Source organism: Streptomyces daqingensis (genome assembly GCF_014645895.1).
Lineage (GTDB): Bacteria > Actinomycetota > Actinomycetes > Streptomycetales > Streptomycetaceae > Streptomyces > Streptomyces daqingensis.
Genome location: NZ_BMMP01000006.1, coordinates 155,204 through 172,758 on the forward strand (window position 1 = coordinate 155,204; position 17,555 = coordinate 172,758).

Genomic DNA, 17,555 nt, shown 5'->3' on the forward strand with positions numbered 1-17,555 from the left:
GCCCGTTTCCGCTGATGCCGCCAGGTGTTTCGCTGTGGTGACGATGCTCGCGGCAGTGTTACGCCCGCATGAACGGCAGTGAGACGCCGGCCGTCCGACTGTCCGCACGTCCGTCGGCCCGGCATGTCATCCGGCACTCCGGCCACGCACGGCCTATGCGACGTCCCGAAAACGACGAGTACCGGCCGCGCCCGCATCCGTACGACGTGGCGTCGGGGGAGCCCGGTCGGATACCGGGATGCGGAGCGCGGCCGGTGGTCAGGGGCCCGCTCGGGTCCGGGGAGGAAACCGTCGGGCCGCCGTACTGTCCGCTGCCGGGAGGTCCGCCCGTCGAACTGTGTGCCCGTCGAACTGTCCGGGCGGGTAACAGACCCTGCGGACGGCAGGTCAGCGGGCCATTGCGGTCAGCCGGCCACGGCGACGTCCTCGTCCTCGGGCAGCTCCTGGGCGAGCCGCTCGCCCAGCTGCACGACTTCCGCGACCTCGCCGAAGTCCCTCGCCGCCCAGGCCGCCGTTCTGCGCAGCCGGTTGTTGACCCGCTCGGAGCGGAGCCGCTTCGCCACGTCGAAGGCCTCCCCGGTACGGACAGCGCCGTCCTGCGGCTCCTTCTGCAACAGGTGCACGCTCGCCATGCCGAGGAGGTTCAGCGCGTAGGAGCGCCGGTGTCCGCCGCCGTGCGTCTGCGTTGACTCCAGCTCGAAGAGCTCCACCGCCCGCTCCATCGCGGGGCGTGCCATCGACGCGTACGTAGGGCTGCGGCCGGAGGAGTAGGCGAGGTCGCGGTAGGAGTGCGCGATCTCCGCGTTCAGCTCGGCCTCCGAGAAGAAGCGGATCCAGTCGGGGTCGCGGTCCCCCGCTCCGACGTCCTCGAAGGTCTCCTCCGCCATCCGCACCGCCCGTCGGCACTTGCCCGGCTGCCCCATGTTGGCGTAGGCGCGGGCCTCCATGGCCGAGAGCATCGCCTGCGTACGCGCAGTCGCACCCTCCCTGCTGCCGTACTGCGCGAGGTGGACGAGCTCCAGCGCGTCCTCCGGGCGGCCCAGGTGGATCATCTGCCGGCCCATCTTGCTCAGCACGTACGAGCCCAGAGGACGGTCTCCCGCCTCCTTGGCCGCGTGCAGCGCGAGGACGAAGTACTTCTGCGCCGTGGGCTGGAGGCCGACGTCGAAGCTCATCCACCCCGCCAGCTCGGCCAGTTCGGCCGTGACACGGAAGAGGCGCCTGCCCACCGCGTCGGTGTGCTGCTCCTGCAGCAGGTCCGTCACCTCGTGCAGCTGGCCTACGACGGCCTTGCGACGCAGTCCGCCTCCGCACTGCGCGTCCCACTGCCGGAACATCACCGTCGTCTGTTCGAGCAGCTCGACCTCGGGGAGCGACAGCTTGGCGGCACGCTTGCGGGACGTGCTTCCGGGCCCGCCCTGAGCTCCGAAGGTGTCCGTCTCCCCGTCCACGTGCCCCGGCCCCTCCGCGGCGCCGGGCACTGCCTCACCGGCACCGCCCTGCCAGGCGTCCGCATACGCTTCCGGACCCTCGTCCTCAGCTGCCTGCGTGGTGCCGCCCGGCGGCACCGGGCTCGGCACCAGCCAGCGCTGCATGGGCTCCACCAGCGCGGGCCCGGCCGAGACGGCCAGGGAGTTGCCGAGGAATCCGCGCCGCCCCAGCATCAGGTCGCCGCGTGAGAACTCGTTGATCATCGACACCGTCTGGGGGCCCGCCCAGGGCAGGTCCACCCCCGACGCCGCCGGCGACTTCCGCACCGGCCGCAGGCCCAGATCCTCCACGCCGACGACGCAGCCGAAGCGCTCGGAGAAGAGCTCGGACAGGATCCGGGGGATGGGTTCGCGCGGCTGCTCGCCGTCCAGCCAGCGGCGCACGCGCGATGTGTCGGTGCTGATGTGGTGAGCGCCCAACTGGCGGGCCCGCCGGTTCACTTGGCGCGCGAGTTCCCCCTTGGACCAGCCGCTGCGCTGGAACCACGAACCCAGTTGCCCGTTGGGGAGCTTCTCGCCGTCGCTCACCCGTAACGCCCCCATCCGGCCCCTCACCCCACCGACCCCATGCCTCCGGCATACCCACGAGGCGAAGTTGCTCCGCTCGTGTGTGTACCGAAAGTAACCTCCCGATCACCGTACTGGCGAGCCCGTTCTCAGAAACGCCACCATTCGCCACCCCTTCGAATGAACCCCTTGGCCGCTGCACGCGCTTCACTTGACCCAGGGTCGTGCCTTGCCGGGGCGGCTCGGCATACACGGGGGCCGTCACTGTGCGCAGCACCCTCGTAACCATCGGCAGGCAGGACCCGTTGGAGGGAGCATGGGCTTCACGATCGGCGCCATCGGCGGTCTCAGCGGCATCCGCGAACTCCATCAGCTGCGCCCCGGCGGGCGGCGGCGCAGCCGCGCCTCGGCAGCGACCGCCGTCGCGGAGTACACCGGTCTGTGGGGCTGGACGGTGGTCCCCGGCGCCCGCGCCGCGCGTACGGCGGGCGGCCGTACGGAGTGCTCGTGCGGTGCCTCCGTCTGCCCGGCGCCCGGAGCGCATCCCCTGGACGCCTCCCTGGAGGTGCCCGCCGGCGCGACGCTCGACGAGGCCGCGGAGGCATGGGCGCAGGTGCCCGGCGCGGCCCTTCTCCTCCCGACGGGGCGGCACTTCGACGTCCTCGACGTCCCCGAGTCCGCGGGGCACCGCGCACTGGTACGCCTGGAGCGCATGGGGCTGCCCCTCGGTCCCGTCGCCGTGGCCCCGCACGGGCGGGCCTGGTTCCTCGTCGCTCCGGGGGCGGCTGCCGAACTGCCCGAGCTCCTCTACCGGATGGGCTGGGACGACGCCGAACTCGATCTGCGCGGCGCCGGCGAGGGCGAGTACATCACCGCGCCGCCCTCCGACATGGGAGGGCGCGGACCGGTGCGCTGGCTGCGTCCGCCCACGCTGGAGGGCTCGGGCTCCCCGCCGCAGGCCCGGCTGCTGCTGGGCACGCTCGCCTACGTCTGCCACCGGTCGGCCGCCTGAGCCCCGGCGCCCGGCCGCGGAGCCGCCCCGTGAGGCGGCCGCAAACGCGCCCCGCCCCATCTGCACCGTGGGGCGGGGCGCTCGGCTTCGCGCTCGACCGCTGCCCGCGGACGCCTCGCGGGCGAGCGGTTCACCCCGCGCGGGCGGGGCACCTCAGGAGGCTCACGCCCCACCGATGAGGGCGTCGACGAACGCCTCCGGCTCGAACGGCGCCAGGTCGTCCGCGCCCTCCCCGAGCCCGACGAGCTTCACCGGCACGCCCAGCTCACGCTGCACCGCCACGACGATGCCGCCCTTGGCCGTGCCGTCCAGCTTGGTCAGAACGATCCCGGTGATGTCCACGACCTCGGCGAACACCCGGGCCTGGACGAGGCCGTTCTGGCCCGTGGTGGCGTCCAGTACGAGCAGCACCTCGTCGACCGGGCCCTGCTTCTCCACGACGCGCTTGACCTTGCCCAGCTCGTCCATCAGGCCCGTCTTGGTGTGCAGACGTCCCGCCGTGTCGATGAGGACGACGTCCGCGCCCTCGTCGGTGCCCTCCTTCACCGCGTCGAACGCCACCGAGGCCGGGTCTCCGGCCTCGGGACCCCGCACGGTGCGCGCTCCGACCCGGCGGCCCCACGTCTGCAGCTGATCGGCCGCGGCGGCGCGGAAGGTGTCGGCCGCCCCGAGCACCACGGACTTGCCGTCGGCGACGAGCACCCGGGCGAGCTTGCCGGTCGTGGTGGTCTTGCCGGTCCCGTTCACGCCGACCACCAGCACCACGCCCGGCCGCTCGACGGCGCCGTGGGTCTCGGTGTGGACCGTGCGGTCCAGGTCCGGCCCGACCAGGGTGAGCAGCTCCTCACGCAGCAGCGTGCGCAGCTCTTCGGGGGTGCGGGTGCCGAGCACCCTGACGCGTTCCCGCAGCCGCTCGACCAGCTCCTGGGTGGGCGTCACGCCGACGTCGGCGGTGAGCAGGGTGTCCTCGATCTCCTCCCATGTCGCGTCGTCGAGATGCTCGCGCGAGAGGAGCGTGAGAAGGCCCTTGCCCAGCGTGTTCTGGGAGCGGGAGAGCCGGGAGCGGAGGCGTACGAGCCTGCCCGCGGTCGGCTCCGGCGTCTCGATCTCGGGGGTGGGAGCGGGCGGGGCGGGAGCCTCCGCGGCGGGGAGGTCCACCTCTTCGATCGTTCTGCGCGGCGCTTCCGGGGCGCCCTCGGCCTCCTCCCCCACATGCGGTTCGGCGGACGGTGCCTTGGTGGCCTGGGCGGCGGCGGACTTCTCAGCTGGTGCGGCCTTCTTCTTCCGGCCGCTCACCACGAGCCCGCTGATCGCGCCGAGCACGACCAGGGCGATGACTACAACGAGGATGACGATTTCCATAGCCCGTCCAGTATCCGGCAACGTCAACCGTGCACGGCAACGCCGCCACGGCCGGCCCCGTACCGCACCCGCCGCCGTGGTGGACGGCCACCGCCCCGGGCTCCGAGGTGGAGACCGGGGCGGGGACCGTGCTGAGGAGCGGGTGGCGGGGTTCGGATTAACCCATCTCCTCCAACGCCTTGCCCTTCGGTTCCGGGACCCACTTGAGCAGGAACGGGATCGAGAGCAGGGCGAAGCAGGTGTAGACGACGTAGGTGCCCGAGAGGTTCCACTCCGAGAGGCTCGGGAAGCTGGCCGTGATGACCCAGTTGGCGACCCACTGGGCGGCCGCGGCGACGCCGAGGCCCGCGGCCCTGATCTTGTTCGGGAAGATCTCGCCGAGCAGCACCCAGACGACCACGCCCCAGGACAGCGCGAAGAAGAGCGTGAAGGTGTGCGCGCCGACGAGGGCGACGGCGCCCTGGGTGTCCGGCAGCGAGACGTCGTCGCCCGACCCGGTACGGGCGGAGAACGCCCAGGCGACCAGGGCGAGCGAGATCGTCATGCCGATGGAGCCGATCAGCCCGAGCGGTTTGCGGCCGATCTTGTCGACAAGTGTCATCGCGATGACGGTGCCGATGATGTTCACGATCGAGGTCGTGAAGGAGTAGAAGAACGAGCTCTCGGGGTTGATCCCTACGGACTGCCACAGCGTCGACGAGTAGTAGAACACCACGTTGATGCCCACCAGCTGCTGGAAGACGGAGAGCCCGATGCCGACCCAGACGATCGGCAGGAAGCCGAAGCGCCCGCCCAGCAGGTCCCTGAACGTCGACTTGTGCTCGCTGCGCATCCCGTGCTCGATCTCCTCGACCCGCTGGTCGATGCGCTCGTGCTCGCCCTCGACGCTGCCGAGCACCTCACGGGCCTTGGCGTGCTTGCCGACGGAGATCAGGAAGCGCGGCGACTCGGGGATGACGAAGGACAGGAGGAAGTAGGCGACGGACGGAATCACCATGATCCCCAGCATCCACTGCCAGGCCTCCAGGCCGGCGAGCTGCCCGCGCTGGTCGCCGTCGGCGAGGGTGAGGACCGCGTAGTTGACCAGCTGCGAGACGGCGATGCCGAGCACGATGGCGCCCTGCTGGAAGGAGGCGAGCCGCCCGCGGTAGGCCGGAGGGGAGACCTCCGCTATGTAGGCCGGGCCGATCACCGACGCCATGCCGATGGCCACGCCGCCGAAAACCCGCCACATGGCCAGGTCCCACAGCGCGAAGGGCAGCGCCGAGCCGACAGCGCTCACCGTGAAGATCACCGCCGCGATCTGCATGACGCGGATGCGTCCGATGCGGTCGGCGAGGCGGCCGGCGATCCCCGCACCGATGGCGCTGCCGATCAGCGCCGCGGCAATGACCTGCGCCAGCAGGGCCGAACCGATGTCGAACCGGCCCCGTACGGCCTCGACAGCTCCGTTGATCACCGAGCTGTCGTAGCCGAAGAGGAACCCGCCCATGGCGGCCGAGGCCGCGATGAAGACGACGCGTCCGAGCGGGGTGGTCTTCCCGCCTGCCTGCGACGGCGCCGCTTGAGGTGTGCTGCTCAAGATCTCTCCTGCGTGCCCGGCGCGCCTCAGCCGGGTTCGGGATTGCGTCGCCTCCGAGCGGGCACGCGACCAGACGGCACAGACGCACCACGACTTGAAGGTAAAAGTGGCGCTGAAGAGACTATGGCTTCATCTTTCGAAGTCAATAGCTCAGGGAGAATTGGGTTCTTCCCCACGAACACAGGCTGCTTCCCGCAGGGTTGTTCAAGATGTGAAGAGATAGTGCCGTCGGCCTTCAACTGAGGCGCTGGCTGATCACCTTGGAGACGCCGTCGCCCTGCATGGAGACGCCGTACAGCGCGTCGGCGACCTCCATCGTCCGCTTCTGATGCGTGATCACGATCAGCTGCGAGCTGTCCTTCAGCTCTTCCATGATCCGGATCAGGCGCTGCAGGTTCGTGTCGTCGAGAGCGGCTTCGACCTCGTCCATGACGTAGAACGGGCTCGGCCGCGCCTTGAAGATCGACACCAGCATCGCGACCGCCGTCAGCGAGCGTTCGCCGCCGGACAGCAGCGAGAGCCGCTTGACCTTCTTCCCCGGCGGACGCGCCTCGACGTCGACGCCGGTGGCGAGCATGTCGTCAGGGTCGGTCAGGACGAGACGCCCCTCTCCGCCCGGGAAGAGCCGCGAGAAGACGCCCTCGAACTCGCGCGCTGTGTCGTGGAAGGCCTCCGTGAAGACCTGCTCGACCCGCTCGTCGACCTCCTTCACCACCTGAAGCAGGTCGGCCCGCGTCTTCTTCAGGTCCTCCAGCTGCTCGCTGAGGAACTGGTGGCGCTCTTCCAGAGCCGCGAACTCCTCCAGGGCGAGCGGGTTGATCTTGCCCAGCTTCTGGTAGGCGCGCTCCGCGGCCTTCAGCCGCTTCTCCTGCTCCGCGCGGACGAAGGGCACGGGCTTGTTCCGCGGGTGCTCCGGGTCCTCCGGCAGCTCCTCGCCCTCGGCGGGCAGGGACGGCGGCACGAGCTGGTCCGGGCCGTAGTCGCCGACCAGGCCCGCGGGCTCGACCCCCAGCTCCTCCAGCGCCTTCGTCTCGAGCTGCTCGATGCGCATGCGCTTCTCGGCGCCCAGCACCTCGCCCCGGTGCATCGAGTCCGTCAGCTTGTCGAGCTCGTCCTTGAGCTCGCGCCCCTCGTTGCGCTCCGCGACCAGCGCCCGCTCGCGCTCGCCCTTGGCCTGACCGGCAGCCTCGCGCTCCTCCTCGGCGCGACTGAGGGACGCCTCGACGTGCGCCAGGAGCTGGCGCGTCCCCGAGGCCACAGCTCCGGCCACCTCGGCCTCATGGCGCATCCGGGCACGCCGCTGCTCTGCACGCGCCCGCGCCTCACGCTCCGCGCGTGCACCACGATCGAGTGAATCCGCCCGTCCGGCCAGCGACTTGACCCGCTCCTCGTGGGTGCGTACCTGGAGCCGGGCCTCCATCTCCGTCTGCCTGGCGTTGGCGCCGTCGGCCGAAAGGCGGTCTCGCAGGGACGTGTCCGGCTCGATGTCCGCCTCGTCCTGCGCCTCCTCGGCGACGGCCAGCCGCTCCGCCAGCTCCTCGGCCTCCTCGTTCGCCCGTACGAGCGCCGCCTCGGCCTTCGCCACCGCCGCCGCGGTCCGCTCCGCCTCCCCGGCCGCGCCGCGTGCCTGCCCGCTCAGCGTCCCGAGCCGCCCCGCGACCTTCGACTTCTCCCTGTCCGCGGCGCTGCGCCGTGCCCCCAGCTCCTCGACGCGTGCGGCGCACTCACGCCGGCGCGCCTTCGCCAGCTCCTGCTCCTCGCTCAGCTCCTCGTGCCGGGCGGCCAGCTCCTCCAGCCTCGCCGCGGCCTCGTCCACGGCGGCCTGCGCCTCCAGCAGGCTCGGCGCGCCGGCGGAACCGCCCTGGGCGAAGTGCGCGCCGAGCAGGTCCCCTTCGGCCGTCACCGCCACGGCGCCCGGACGCGACCTGACGAGCTCCTCCGCGTCCTCCAGGGTCTCCACCAGCTGCACGTCCCGCAGCAGGGTGCGCACTGCCGGCATCAGCTCCTCAGGGCCCCGCACGAACTGCGCTGCCGCGCGCGGTCCTTCCTCGCCCTGCGCCCCGGGGGGCGCCGCCCCGGCCGCACCGGAGCCCAGGAGCAGGGCGGCTCGGCCCGCGTCGTCCTTACGCAGCAGCCGCAGCGCCTCAGCGGCCGCCGACGTGTCGGCCACGGCCACGGCGTCCGCGGCCACGCCGAGAGCCGCCGCCAGCGGCACCTCGAAACCGGGCGTCACGGTGAGGAGTTCGGCGGCGGGCCCGAGCAGCCCGGTCAGCCGGTCGGTCGCGGCCAGCAGCGCCCCCGTGCCGTCCTTGCGGCGCAGCCCCAGCGCGAGCGCCTCGTGGCGGGCCTGGGTCGCCGCCCGCTCACGCTCCACCGTGGTGACGGCCTCGCGAGCCGCAGAAAGAGCGGCCTCAGCGTCGGCCAGCTCACGCTTGGCGGTCTCATGCTGCTCGGCGAGCTCTTCGTCATCGTGGTCGAGGCCGTCGACCTCCGCCTGGAGCACCTCGTACTCCTCACGGGCCGCCGCCGCACGTTCCTGCGCCTCATCCCGCGCCGCGGTCAGCCTGTCGATCTCCGACTGCGCCGACGACGCCCTGCTGCGCGCGGCGTTGACCTGCCCGTGCAACCGGGCCAAGCCCTCGCGGCGGTCGGCGATGGCCCGCGCCACGTCCTTCAGGCGGCGCTCCTCGTCGTGCAGCTGCCGCTCCAGCTCGGCGCGGTGCGCCACGGTGTCGTCCAGCGCCCGCTCGGCGGCCTCCAGCGCCGCCTCCAGCTCCGCCTCCTGCTCGCGGATGCGGTTCGCCTCGCGCTCCATGTCCTCGGGGTCGCGACCTCGGCGCTCCTCGACGGGCGAGGCCTTGGCGTGCTGGACGCGCTGGTCGGCGAGGCCGATCGTGCCGCGCACGCGTTCGGCGAGCTGGGAGAGTTCGTACCAGGTCTGCTGGGCCCTCTCCAGACGCGGCGCCAGCGTCCTCACCTGCTGCTCCAGGTCGGCCTCGCGCCGCAGGGCCTCCTTCAGGCGGGCTTCGACGGCGTCCTTGCGCTCCTTGAGCGCCGCCTCGTCCGCGACCTCCGTCTTCAGCGCTTCCCTCAGCGTGACGAGGTCGTCGGCGAGCAACCGCAGCCGCGCGTCCCGCAGATCGGCCTGGATCACCTGGGCCTTGCGCGCGACGGCCGCCTGCCGGCCGAGCGGCTTGAGCTGGCGCCGCAGCTCGTCGGTCAGGTCCTGCACGCGGGCGAGGTTGGCCTGCATGGCGTCCAGCTTCCGCAGCGCCTTCTCCTTGCGCTTGCGGTGCTTGAGGACGCCCGCGGCCTCCTCGATGAACGCCCGGCGCCCCATCGGGTCCGCGTGGAGTACGCCGTCGAGCTGGCCCTGGCCGACGATGACGTGCATCTCGCGGCCGATGCCGGAGTCCGACAACAGCTCCTGGATGTCCAGGAGTCGGCAGGTGTCGCCGTTGATCTGGTACTCGCTGCCACCGTTGCGGAACATGATCCGCGTGATGGTGACCTCGGAGTACTCGATGGGGAGAGCACCGTCGTTGTTGTTGATGGTGAGCGAGACCTCGGCACGGCCGAGCGGGGGACGGCCCGTCGTGCCGGCGAAGATGACGTCCTCCATCTTGCCGCCGCGCAGCGACTTGGCGCCCTGCTCCCCCATCACCCACGACAGGGCGTCGACCACGTTCGACTTGCCCGAGCCGTTGGGGCCGACGACGCACGTGATGCCGGGCTCGAAGCGCAGCGTCGTGGCGGAGGCGAAGGACTTGAACCCCCGCAGTGTCAGGCTCTTCAGGTGCACGCCGTCGGACTCTAGTCCACTTGCCCCTTCACGCGGCCCCGGGTCCGGTGACGCAGCGCGCCGAAGTCGCGTTGGGCCATTCGGTTTCGCCGAGGTAGGTGAGGGGCACATCAGTCGGTAAGCGCAGCGCCCAACAGCCCGCAGAACAAGCAGTGATGGGGAAAGACCAAGGCCACCCTGGTAAAGAACGACCTGGTAAAAGAACGAAGGGACGCCGAAGCGTCCCTCGCAGATGATCTGAGCGGCTGCCTACGCCGATCTTGACCGTGGGTCAGGTCAGCGCGGGTTCCGCCTGGTGTACGTCGATGTCGATGCTTTCGAGCATCGAGTCCTGATGCCGTGCGGCGGCGGAGAGAGCGTCGTTCTCGGCCTGCATCCGTACGAGCTCGGATTCCAGGTCCTGTACGCGCTGCTGCAGCCGTCGCATCTCGGAGAGGACTCGGGGGTCTGAGCCGCCGACGTAACCGAGAAGCGCCTTTGCCATGATCGATGGTCCTCCACACTGAGTGACCAACATGAGTGGTTGTTGGTCGTGAGGGAAATTTCGCGCCCGCGAGTACCACTTCTGAAGTTATTTTCCGGATCGAACAGTCCGGTTGCGGGGGACTTCCAGCTTCTCACCAAAAGGTTTGACGGTCAACACGATCACGCCCCGCGGCCCTGGGCGGCCCTGACTCGACGGCGTTCCTGCGCCGGAGGCGGCGGCCCGCGGGGGGCGTAAAGATCACTAACAACCACTCGTTGCGGCAGCCTTGCATGGTGAGCCGCGAATGGCAACCGCTTTGGATCATCGAATAGCGAAGCCGTCATAGCCGCCGCGCGGCTGATGCCATATCTCTGTGACGCCGCTGACGCTCCCGGGCGTGTCTCCGGCTCGCAGCCATTCCAGCAGCCGCTCGCACTCCATTCGCCCTCCCTCGGCGACGACTTGGACCCTGCCGTCCCTGAGATTGATCACGAACCCCTCCACGCCGCCGATACGAAGAGCCTCCGCACGCGTGAACCACCGGAAGCCGACCCCTTGTACGCGCCCGCGCACCCACGCGGTCATCCGCACGGCCGCGCCCGGTCCCGCGTTCTTGTCATCCGCCTTCGTATTACTCGCAGTCATGGGCGGAGGCTATCCGGACATTTCCTCGACCGGCACATGCGTCCCGTCTGTCATGCGTTAAAGTCCGGCCCAACGAGCTTCACCCGAACGGATGAGGCTGGGAAGCCGAAAACATTGTGAGGACTTCAGAGATGGGCCGTCACAGACGTGTATCCCACGCTCCCGAGCCCCCCGCCGTCACATATGACGCCGTGGCCCGGCAGCGCGGCTCGCACCGCAGGCCGATCCCCCCTCCCTCGCGAGGTGGCGGGCTGTCGGCTCGGGCGGGACTCCTGGGAGCGTCCGCGGCGATGGCCATGGGAGCAGTGGCCGTCGCGTCCACCGTGATCCCGCAGCCCGGCGGGGGCTCTGGGACCCAGTACAGCGATGTAGAGGCCGGTGGCCCCCCCGACACGTCCGAGCTTCCTTCCGTGCCCTCACCCTCGGGCGGATCCGAGGTCCCGGGCGGTGACGGGGGCGGAAACGGCGAAGGCGGCGCTGTGCCTCCGGAGTCCCCCGGGGCTGAGCAGCCCCAGGACCCGGGTGGTTCGCAGCCGTCCGAACCGGGCGGCGGCAACCCCGGCGGCGACAACTCGCAGCCGTCCGAACCGGGCGGCGGCAAGCCCGGCGGCGGGAGCGAGAGCGGTTCCGGCAGCGGCGCAGGTTCCGGATCGGGCTCCGGATCGGATTCCGGCTCGTCCGGCGGCGGCGCCCCGAAGAGCCGCACCGAGGTCGCCGAGGCCGAGGTGCTGTCGCTGGTCAACGAGGAGCGGGAGGACGCGGGCTGCAAGCCCGTGAAGGCCGACCGCGGTCTCATCGAGATGGCCGGCGACTTCGCCAAGGACATGGCGATCCTGGGCTTCTTCAGCCACATCGCCCCCGACGGCTCCGGCCCGTGGGACCGGGCGGAGGAGGCAGGGATCCTCGACCTGGGCGGAGAGAACATCGCCCGCGGCCAGTCCAGCGCCGAGGAGGTCATGGAGGACTGGATGGACAGTCCCGCCCACAAGGCCAACATCCTCAACTGCGAGTACCGCACGCTGGGTGTCGGTGCCTACCTCTCGGGCGACGACGGCCCCTGGTGGACGCAGAACTTCGGTTACTGAGAAAAGCGCAGGTCAGAGCCCTGATATGGCTGAACGCCGTATCGGGGCTCTGCTCTGTGTCCGTACTCCGGCCCGCAGCCCGTCGCGTCCGCCACGGTTCCGGCGGACGGGGCCGGGGCGGTCGGGGGCTCCTCAGAGGCGGGGCCTCTCCGCCCGTCCCCACGACGCCAGGCACCGCCCGGTCCATTCCGTGTGCGACCTCCTCAGCACGGCACCTGTCAGGTCGGTGCGGCCGAGATCGCGGTAGTTCGGATGCCAGGTCTCCACGGTTCGCCGGCTCCTCGCCATCGTCGACAGGTCCCACAACTCCATGTCGGGCACCGTCTCTTCGGCGGCCTCCTCGTACGCCTTCAGGAAGACGTCGGCGGCGGACGGGCCGTGCAGCAGCACCATGTCGAACCGGCACCAGCTCACGTCGAAGCCCCGCGGCGCGAGCGACGCCCCCGACCAGTCGATGACGCCCGTCACCCGGCCCTCCCGCCACAGCACGTTGCCCGCCCAGAAGTCGTAGTGCGTCAGTACCGGGGGCTGGTCCGCGAGGCGGTGGCCGTGAGCGGCCAGCACGGCGGCCGCGGGTCCGCCGCTGCCGCCGGCGGACGCCGCGGCTGCAGCCACGCCGTCCCGCAGACCGCCGAACCGCTCCAGCGGCACGGCGTGGATCTGTGCGAGCATCCGGCCCAGCTGCACCGCCATGCCGTCCGGAGAGACGGACATGATGTCGGCGCTGCCCGGGAGCCGTGAGATCAGGAGGGCGGGTTCACCGAACCGCCGTCCGCGCGGGTCCGCGTCCAGCAGCCGCGGAGTCCGGCCGTCGAGGCCGTCGAGGGCCGTCAGCGCCGCCGCGTGCCGGGCCGCGGCGTCGTCGCCTCGCGGGAACCGCTGCAGCACCATCTCTCTGGCCGGTTCAGCGGTTTCGAGCAGATGGGTCACCGCGTGAGTGCCGCCCATGAGGCGCCGTACCGTACGCGCCGGGACGGCTGAACCCGCTGCTTCCGCTGCCCAGGAGAGAGCCGCGGCGGGCGGCTCGGCTGCAGTCATCGGGTCATGATGCCGGGCCCGTCGCGGGGAGTCACCCGAATATGGCACCGCGAACCTCCAGCCCCGCAGAGCGATCTGCGCCTGCTGCTGAGTTCGCGTCAGTCCCGCGGGCCGCGATCCGCCCCGGCCGTCGACGCTACCGTCCGCCTCGGGCGCGGAGCGGGCTGGCAGCGCGGGCAGAAGTAGCTGGACCTGTTCATCCAGGGCCGCCTGCGCATGAGCGTTCCGCACCGGCGGCAGGGCTCGTCCTCGCGTCCGTAGGCGTCCAGCGAGCGCTCGAAGTAGCCGGACTCGCCGTTGACGTTGACGTAGAGGCTGTCGAAGCTGGTGCCGCCTGCGGCGAGCGCCGCGTTCATCACGTCGCGGACGTGGCCCAGCAGTTCGGCGGTACGGGGCCGGGTGAGGGAAGCGGTCGGGCGCTCGTAGTGCAGCTTCGCTCGCCACAGCGCCTCGTCCGCGTAGATGTTGCCGACACCGCTGATCAGCGACTGGTCGAGCAGCGCGCGCTTGATCGTCGAACGGCGCCGGCGCAGTGCCGCGCAGAAGGCCGCCTCGTCGAAGGCGGGGTCAAGGGGGTCGCGGGCGATGTGGGCGATCACGTCCGGGAGGGTCTCGGCCGTGCCCGCCGTGGGCGGCTGCCCGCCGGGGTGCCGGGCGGGGATCTCCGGGTGCAGGGAGAGCCCGCCGAACGTGCGCTGGTCGACGAAGCGAAGCTCGCCCTCGTCCGCGTCCTCGAAGGTGACCCGGATGCGCAGATGCTTCTCGTCGGGAGCGGAACCGGGCTGTATGAGGAGCTGACCGCTCATGCCGAGGTGGGCCAGGACGCAGAAGCCCTCGTCGAGCGGGAGCCACAGGTACTTGCCCCTGCGCCTGGCGGGGCCGAAGCGGTGGCCCCGCAGACGTGCGGCGAAGTCGGCGCCGCCGGCGGGATGCCGCCGGACCGCGCGGGGGTGGAGCACCTCCACCTCCGCGATGGTGCGCCCCGCGGCCCATCGCTCCAGCCCGCGGCGGACGACTTCGACCTCGGGCAGCTCAGGCTGACTCTCCTCATAAGGGGGGCCGGGGCAGGGCCGGCGCCTGCCGGAAAGCGGACTGCGGGCCCCGCCCGTCCGGGCCGGGCCCGCAGGTCCGTCTGTACGCGATATTGCAGGTCAGGCGCCTGGGGACGTCGCCGCGGCGTCCGGCGGCGCGGCGGCTGCCGCCTTGTCCGCCTCGGCGCGGATGGCCCGCCAGGCCGTCTCCGCCGCCTGCTGCTCGGCTTCCTTCTTGCTGCGGCCGGTGCCGGTGCCGTACGCGACACCACCGACGCGGGCAGCAGCCGTGAAGACCTTCTCGTGGTCCGGGCCCGTCTCCGTGACCAGGTACTCCGGGACGCCCAGGCCCTCGGCGGCCGTGAGCTCCTGCAGGCTGGTCTTCCAGTCGAGGCCGGCACCGAGGTTCGAGGAGTGCTCGATGAGCGGGTCGAAGAGCCGGTGGATGAGCTCGGCCGCGGCGTCGAGTCCCCTGTCCAGGTAGACGGCGCCGATCACGGCCTCCAGGGTGTCGGCCAGGATCGATGCCTTGTCCCTGCCGCCGGTCCCCTCCTCACCTCGGCCCAGCTGGATGAACGCGCCGAGGTCGAGGTCGCGCGCCACCCCAGCGAGGGCGCGCGAGTTGACCACGGCGGCGCGCAGCTTCGCGAGCTGGCCCTCCGGGAGGTCCGGGTGCAGGCGGTAGAGGGTGTCGGTGACCACCAGTCCGAGGACGGAGTCGCCGAGGAACTCGAGGCGCTCGTTGGTGGGCAGTCCGCCGTTCTCGTACGCGTAGGACCGGTGCGTCAGCGCACGCACCAGAAGGGCGGACTCGAGGGAATACCCGAGCCGCCCTTCCAGAAGCGCGTGGGACGAGGCCGCATCCACCAGATCCGCCGCCGGTGCCGCCGGCTCGCTCCCGTCGCGACGGTGAGCGCTGCCGGGGGTTCGGGCGTCTGACATGAAGCCTGTCACCAGCCGATCAGACCTCGAGGACCTGACGCTTGTTGTAGGTGCCGCAGTTCGGGCACGCGATGTGCTGCTGCTTCGGCTCGGTGCAGCGCTCGCACTTCACCAGGGTGGGGACCGCAGCCTTCCACTGCGACCGGCGGTGGCGCGTGTTGCTGCGCGACATCTTCCGCTTCGGAACAGCCACGGCTACTTCTCCTGTGAGTCGTCCCCGGCTTTGCCGGGCATGTCGTTCTCGCCGTCCTTCATGGTCTCGGCGAGTCCCTGCAGTGCCGCCCAACGGATGTCGACGGCGTCTTCATGCACGTGCTGCGGGTCGTCCGCCAGGCGTGCCCCGCAATCGGGGCACAGTCCCGGGCAGTCTTCCCGGCACACCGGCTGCAGGGGCAGTGAGAGAACCACCGCGTCCCGCAGCACGGGTTCGAGGTCGAGATAGTCGCCCTCGAGGGAGAAGGTGTCCTCCTCCTCGGCGTCGTCGCCGGTCTCCGCGTCGGAGCGGCTCCGGTCGTCGGCGTCGGGGTAGGAGAACAGCTCCTGGAAGTCCGCCGTGCTTTCCTGCTCCAGCGGCTCCAGACACCTTACGCACTCCCCCTTGAGCGGCGCACGGGCGGTGCCTGTGACGAGCACACCCTCCATGACCGACTCCAGACGGAGCTCCACTTCGATCGTCGCGTCGTCCGGCACGCCGATGACCTCGACGCCGAGACCACCGGGAGACTTCACCGAACGGGAGAGCTCCTTCATCGCACCAGGACGCCGCCCCAGTTCACGTGTGTCGAACACGAGAGGGGCGCGGGGGTCGAGGCGGGCGTTCAGGGCTTCCTGCTTTCTACGGTGGGGCTCGCCGCCCGGGTGACCCGGGCAGCAGTCATCGCCGATGTACGCATGACCGAAGAGCCAGGATACTGGACCGTCCGGCCGCGACCCAATCGAGTCTCAGCTGCCCTGCCCGTAGCCCTGGCCGTAACGGGCCTCGTACTCGCGGACCTGGTCCAGGTCGATCATGCTCGTGTCGAAGAAGCTCGTCTCGTCCAGCTGCGGCTGGGGCTGCTGCTGCCCGTAGGGCTGCTGCTGGAGCTCCGGCTGCTGCTGCGCGTAGTACGGGTCGGGCTGCTGGCCGTAGTAGGCGTACTGCTGCTGGTACGCGGCAGCGTCCTGGCCGCCGCCGTAGTACGCGTCCTGCTGGGCCTGCAGGGCGTACGGATCGGCCGCCGCCGCGGCCGGCTCGTACACGGGCTGCTCCGGGACCGCCCCCTGCTGGGGGTGCCCGCCGGGCACGCCCGCCTGCGGTGCCGCTGGACGGCCGGCGCCGGCCAGGTCCGCCATGTAGTCGGCGTCGCTGGTGTGCACTCCCTGCTCGGCGGCGTCCTGCGCGGCCATGTGCGCGCCGAGCTCGTCGGAGGGCCGGTGGCCCAGCAGCTTCGCGCGGCCCCTGCCGACAGCTTCGAGGGTCTTGGTGAGCACGGCCGAGACGGCCCCGAGGCGGACGTCGACGTAGTTGTCGGCGCGGTCCCGGAGTTCGCGCGGGTCCGTGGAGCGCTCGGGTGCGTCCTCGGCGTACTCCTCGTTCCACTCCTCGGAGCCCGGGCCGCTGCCGAGCAGCTTCTCGCGGCCGCGCTCGACGGAGCCGATGGTCTTGCTGAGGACGACCTCGAAGTTGGCGAGCTTGCTGTCGACGTAGTCGTCGGCCTCCGCCCGGATCTCCGCGGCCTCCTGCCGGGCCTGCGCGAGGATCTGCTCGGCCTCCGCCTGCGACTGGCGCACGACCTCGGTGCCCGAGACGAGCGAACCCCGCTCCGCGTGGCCCGACTCGATGATGCGCTGCGCCTCGGCCTGTGCTTCGGCGACCATCTGCTCGCGGCCGCCGAGGACTTGCTCCGCCTGCGCGAGCGACCCGGGCAGGGCCTGGCGCACTTCCTCCAGCTTGGCGAGCAGTTCGGCGCGGTTCACCACGCAAGACGCCGACATGGGCATCGCGCGCGCGCTGTCCACGGCCGTCACGATCTCGTCGAGTTTCTGCTGAACGTCCACGGAGGTGACTTTACGGCCAGTCGCGCTCAACCCGACAGCGGATGCGGGGAAGCGGCGCTGAGGGCTGCGTCTCAGGGCTTGGCGAGACGTGCCGACAGGGCACGCTGAACGGGTTCGGGGACGAGGTGGGAGACGTCGCCGCCCCAGGTGGCGACCTCCTTGACCAGGCTGGAGGAGAGGAAGCTGTAGGTGGGGTTGGTCGGCACGAAGAGCGTCTCGACCCCGGAGAGACCGTTGTTCATCTGTGCCATCTGCAGCTCGTAGTCGAAGTCGGAGACGGCCCGCAGCCCCTTGACGATGGCGGGGATGTCGCGGTCCTTGCAGAAGTCGACGAGCAGACCGTGGAAGGCCTCGACGCGCACGTTGCCGAAGGCCGCGGTCACTTCGTGGATGAGGTCTATCCGCTCGTCCACGGAGAAGAGGCCCCGCTTCGAGTTGTTGATCATCACCGCCACGTAGACCGAGTCGTAGAGCTTGGACGCGCGGGCGATGATGTCGAGGTGTCCGTTGGTGATGGGGTCGAAGGATCCTGGACAGACTGCGCGACGCACTGGTG

General features: G+C 71.0%; 15 protein-coding genes. 2 read left to right on the plus strand and 13 right to left on the minus strand.

All coding sequences use genetic code 11. The features are described from left to right. Positions 1-404: 404 nt before the first annotated feature. Positions 405-2,033 (minus strand): NsdA family TPR-like regulatory protein, encoded by a 1,629-nt coding sequence (locus tag IEY56_RS10850; RefSeq protein WP_189036932.1) that lies wholly within the window; start codon positions 2,031-2,033, stop codon positions 405-407. A gap of 280 nt (positions 2,034-2,313) precedes the next feature. Between IEY56_RS10850 and IEY56_RS10855 the strand changes: the two genes are divergently transcribed. Then, positions 2,314-3,009: a bifunctional DNA primase/polymerase gene (locus IEY56_RS10855; protein WP_189036933.1), complete on the plus strand. Its 696-nt coding sequence runs from the start codon at positions 2,314-2,316 to the stop codon at positions 3,007-3,009. Positions 3,010-3,171: 162 nt separating this feature from the next. On the opposite strand, the gene ftsY is transcribed toward IEY56_RS10855, so the two are convergent. From ftsY to IEY56_RS10880, 5 genes are all read right to left on the minus strand, one after another. Then, entirely contained in the window at positions 3,172-4,371 is a 1,200-nt protein-coding gene (ftsY, locus tag IEY56_RS10860; RefSeq protein ID WP_189036934.1) for a signal recognition particle-docking protein FtsY, read from the minus strand. 157 nt (positions 4,372-4,528) lie between these two features. Next, positions 4,529-5,953, minus strand: coding sequence for a sugar porter family MFS transporter (locus IEY56_RS10865; protein ID WP_189036935.1), 1,425 nt, complete (start codon positions 5,951-5,953; stop codon positions 4,529-4,531). A gap of 235 nt (positions 5,954-6,188) precedes the next feature. Continuing rightward, complete coding sequence (smc, locus tag IEY56_RS10870; RefSeq protein WP_189036936.1) at positions 6,189-9,755, minus strand: chromosome segregation protein SMC; 3,567 nt, start codon at positions 9,753-9,755, stop codon at positions 6,189-6,191. Between the two features lie 271 nt (positions 9,756-10,026). Continuing rightward, positions 10,027-10,239, minus strand: a complete 213-nt coding sequence (locus IEY56_RS10875) for a hypothetical protein (protein WP_045864967.1) — start codon at positions 10,237-10,239, stop codon at positions 10,027-10,029. Positions 10,240-10,542: 303 nt separating this feature from the next. Then, the gene (locus tag IEY56_RS10880) at positions 10,543-10,866 is read right to left on the minus strand and encodes an acylphosphatase (protein ID WP_189036937.1); all 324 of its coding nucleotides are present in this window, start codon (positions 10,864-10,866) and stop codon (positions 10,543-10,545) included. A gap of 410 nt (positions 10,867-11,276) precedes the next feature. Here IEY56_RS10880 and IEY56_RS10885 point away from each other — a divergent pair, with 410 nt between their 5' ends. Then, entirely contained in the window at positions 11,277-11,951 is a 675-nt protein-coding gene (locus tag IEY56_RS10885; RefSeq protein WP_229711783.1) for a CAP domain-containing protein, read from the plus strand. A 132-nt stretch (positions 11,952-12,083) separates the two neighbouring features. On the opposite strand, the gene IEY56_RS10890 is transcribed toward IEY56_RS10885, so the two are convergent. The 7 genes from IEY56_RS10890 to coaD all read right to left on the minus strand — a co-directional run bounded on the left by IEY56_RS10890 (position 12,084) and on the right by coaD (position 17,550). Further along, positions 12,084-12,989 (minus strand): phosphotransferase family protein, encoded by a 906-nt coding sequence (locus tag IEY56_RS10890; RefSeq protein WP_189036939.1) that lies wholly within the window; start codon positions 12,987-12,989, stop codon positions 12,084-12,086. A gap of 98 nt (positions 12,990-13,087) precedes the next feature. Beyond that, a complete protein-coding gene (mutM, locus tag IEY56_RS10895; protein WP_189037065.1) occupies positions 13,088-14,020 on the minus strand; it encodes a bifunctional DNA-formamidopyrimidine glycosylase/DNA-(apurinic or apyrimidinic site) lyase in 933 nt (310 codons plus the stop codon). A gap of 120 nt (positions 14,021-14,140) precedes the next feature. Then, positions 14,141-14,962 carry a ribonuclease III gene (gene rnc / locus IEY56_RS10900; RefSeq protein WP_229711784.1) on the minus strand — a complete coding sequence of 274 codons (822 nt, stop codon included), beginning with the start codon at positions 14,960-14,962 and terminating at the stop codon, positions 14,141-14,143. A 19-nt stretch (positions 14,963-14,981) separates the two neighbouring features. Beyond that, complete coding sequence (gene rpmF, locus IEY56_RS10905; RefSeq protein ID WP_045864962.1) at positions 14,982-15,155, minus strand: 50S ribosomal protein L32; 174 nt, start codon at positions 15,153-15,155, stop codon at positions 14,982-14,984. Positions 15,156-15,157: 2 nt separating this feature from the next. Beyond that, positions 15,158-15,751: a YceD family protein gene (locus IEY56_RS10910; RefSeq protein WP_189036940.1), complete on the minus strand. Its 594-nt coding sequence runs from the start codon at positions 15,749-15,751 to the stop codon at positions 15,158-15,160. A gap of 153 nt (positions 15,752-15,904) precedes the next feature. Next, complete coding sequence (locus IEY56_RS10915) at positions 15,905-16,999, minus strand: F0F1 ATP synthase subunit B (protein ID WP_189036941.1); 1,095 nt, start codon at positions 16,997-16,999, stop codon at positions 15,905-15,907. Between the two features lie 71 nt (positions 17,000-17,070). Further along, positions 17,071-17,550, minus strand: a complete 480-nt coding sequence (coaD, locus tag IEY56_RS10920; RefSeq protein WP_045864959.1) for a pantetheine-phosphate adenylyltransferase — start codon at positions 17,548-17,550, stop codon at positions 17,071-17,073. Positions 17,551-17,555 lie beyond the last annotated feature (5 nt).

What these genes read in the sequence shown, in the direction of transcription:
- IEY56_RS10850 (WP_189036932.1), bottom strand. Translation starts at nt 2,033, where the DNA reads ATGGGGGCGTTACGGGTGAGCGACGGCGAGAAGCTCCCCAACGGGCAA.
- IEY56_RS10855 (WP_189036933.1), top strand. Translation starts at nt 2,314, where the DNA reads ATGGGCTTCACGATCGGCGCCATCGGCGGTCTCAGCGGCATCCGCGAA.
- ftsY (WP_189036934.1), bottom strand. Translation starts at nt 4,371, where the DNA reads ATGGAAATCGTCATCCTCGTTGTAGTCATCGCCCTGGTCGTGCTCGGC.
- IEY56_RS10875 (WP_045864967.1), bottom strand. Translation starts at nt 10,239, where the DNA reads ATGGCAAAGGCGCTTCTCGGTTACGTCGGCGGCTCAGACCCCCGAGTC.
- IEY56_RS10880 (WP_189036937.1), bottom strand. Translation starts at nt 10,866, where the DNA reads ATGACTGCGAGTAATACGAAGGCGGATGACAAGAACGCGGGACCGGGC.
- IEY56_RS10890 (WP_189036939.1), bottom strand. Translation starts at nt 12,989, where the DNA reads ATGACTGCAGCCGAGCCGCCCGCCGCGGCTCTCTCCTGGGCAGCGGAA.
- rnc (WP_229711784.1), bottom strand. Translation starts at nt 14,962, where the DNA reads ATGTCAGACGCCCGAACCCCCGGCAGCGCTCACCGTCGCGACGGGAGC.